This window comes from Flavobacterium sp. YO12 (assembly GCF_004119495.1).
GTDB lineage: Bacteria > Bacteroidota > Bacteroidia > Flavobacteriales > Flavobacteriaceae > Flavobacterium.
The window spans coordinates 1-2,407 of record NZ_NRQU01000125.1; the positions used below are offsets into that span (position 1 = coordinate 1).

A 2,407-nucleotide genomic window follows, 5' to 3' on the forward strand; every position below is an offset into this window, starting at 1 on the left:
TGTTATGGTACAGACATAATCGCCTTTTACTAGATTTTGTGCAGTTGGACCAGTACTGTCAGAGTTACTCCATTTATAAGAATATGGCGCAATTCCTCCTGAAATTGTAACAGCTGCCTCTCCGTTATCGCCGTTATAACAAGTAACATTTTTTTGAGTACTTGTAACTTTTAATGCTGCAGGTTCTCCAATTGTAAAACTTTGTTTTGCAGTACAATTGTTTGCATCAGTTACGGTTGCTGTATAAGTTCCCGGACTAAGCCCTGTTGCAGTTGCAGCAGTGCCGCCAGATGGTGACCATAAGTATGTATAGGTGCCAAAACCTCCTGATACAGCTACAGTTGCCGTTCCGTTTTTAGATCCATTGCAAGACGCATCGGTTTGAGCTTCAATCGAAGCAACTAATACATTTGGTTCTGTTATTAACACACTTTCTGTTGTTGAGCAATTACTAGCATCAGTAACTTTTACAGTATAATTTCCTGGACTAAGTCCTGATGCAGTTGCCGCAGTGCCGCCAGATGGTGACCATGCATAAGTATAGGTGCCAGTTCCTCCAACTACAGTTGCTGTTGCAGATCCGTTAGATCCGCCATTACAACTAATATTTTTAGAATTAATAGTTATCTTAATAGGGTCAGGTTCTGTAATTGTAAATGATTGTGAGGTTTTACATGAATTACGATCTGTAATAGTTACCGTATAAGTACCAGCGGTAAGTCCTGTTGCTGTCTTAGCAGAGCCTCCAGTAGGAGCCCATTGATACGTATAAGAACCAGTACCGCCTGTAACATTTACAGAGGCAGATCCTGTAGCTGCACCGTGGCATAATAAATTAGTTTGAGATGGTGTAACTGCTAAAGCAGAAGGTTCTGTAATAGTAAAGGTTTTTATAATAGAACAACCATTTGAAGAAGTTATTGTTACACTATAATTACCTGCTGTAAGGTTACTTGCAGTATCTCTAGAACCACCATATGGCGCCCAAATGTAAGTAAATGGACCTGGTGCCCCAGCTGGAATTACCGAAGCAGAACCTGTATTGGCACCATTACATAAAATATTAGTTTGAGATGTAGCAGCAACTAAAGTGTTGCTTGTATTCACAAGAAAGTTTCTAGTAAGTGTGCATCCGTTACCATCTGTAATTGTGCAAGTATAGCTTCCAGCAGATAAACCTGTTACAATTTGTGTAGTGGCGCCATTTGACCATGCAAAAGAATAAGGAGTTGTACCGCCAACAACATTTACAGCTGCTTGGCCGCCTGTTGAACAGGTTGCATTTATTTGACTTGTTGTAGCCGATAAAGCTGCTGGCTCCGTGATATCAAAAGTTTTTGTAATAGAACAACCGTTACCATCTGTAATTAAACAGCTGTATTTTCCAATAGCAAGTCCAGTAGCTGTAGCTGCAGTTCCACCAGTTGGAGACCATATATAAGTATATGAGTTTGGTTTTCCTCCTGAAGCTGTTACTGTTGCTGTACCAGTTGCGCCTCCATTACAAAGAACATTAGTTTGTGATGTAGTTGCATCTAAAAGGCTTGGCTGATTTATTTCTACAGTAACAGGATAAACACATGTGTTTGCATCTTGGATAAGAACAGTGTAAGTTCCTGCTGCTAATCCAGTTGCCGTTTTGCCCGATCCGCCAGTTGACAACCAAGTATAAGAATATGGTTCAGTTGCTCCTGTGGCATTTATTGTTGCAGACCCATTAGTTCCTCCGTTGCACGAAACATCTGTTTTTGTATATGTTGCTGAGAATGCTGCAGGACTACTTATCGTAACAGTTTTAACTAATGTACAACGATTACCATCTGTAATTGTACACGTATAATCTCCGGCAGGCCTGCCCGAAATAGATGATGTTACACCGCCTAATGGCTCCCATGAATACGAGTATCCAAGGCTTCCTCCTGATACAGTTACACTTGCTGTACCATTGCTTCCGCCAAAACAACTTACTCCAGTTGATGCTGTAGTGGCTGAAAGGGCAGAAGGCTGTGTAATGGTAATACTTTCTTTGGTTTCACCACATGTGTTTCCATCGGTAACTGTTACAGTATAAGTTCCAGCAGCTAATCCAGATGCTGTAGCAGTAGTTCCTCCCGAAGGTGACCAAGAATAGGTATAGGATCCAGTTCCATTAGTGGCAGTTGCTGTTGCTTGTCCAGTTAAATCGCCATAACATTTTACGTCAACTTTTGTAAGTGCTACATTAATATGATTAACAGTTAATGCAGCAATATTAGAAGTAGCAGCGGGGGTGCATAATCCTGTTGCCACAGCTCTATAAATATATCCATTCATTGCGGCTGTTGCTCCAGTAATAGTTAGAGTAGCTGTAGTAGCACCAGAATAAGGTGCACCATTTGAGACGTTGGTAAACCCCGAACCAGTATTT

At 41.0% G+C, this 2,407-nt stretch carries 1 pseudogene; it reads right to left on the reverse strand.

Going from position 1 to position 2,407, the window contains the following annotated elements:
- Window positions 1-2,407, reverse strand: a pseudogene (locus BOW55_RS20565) (hypothetical protein); the annotation flags it as partial.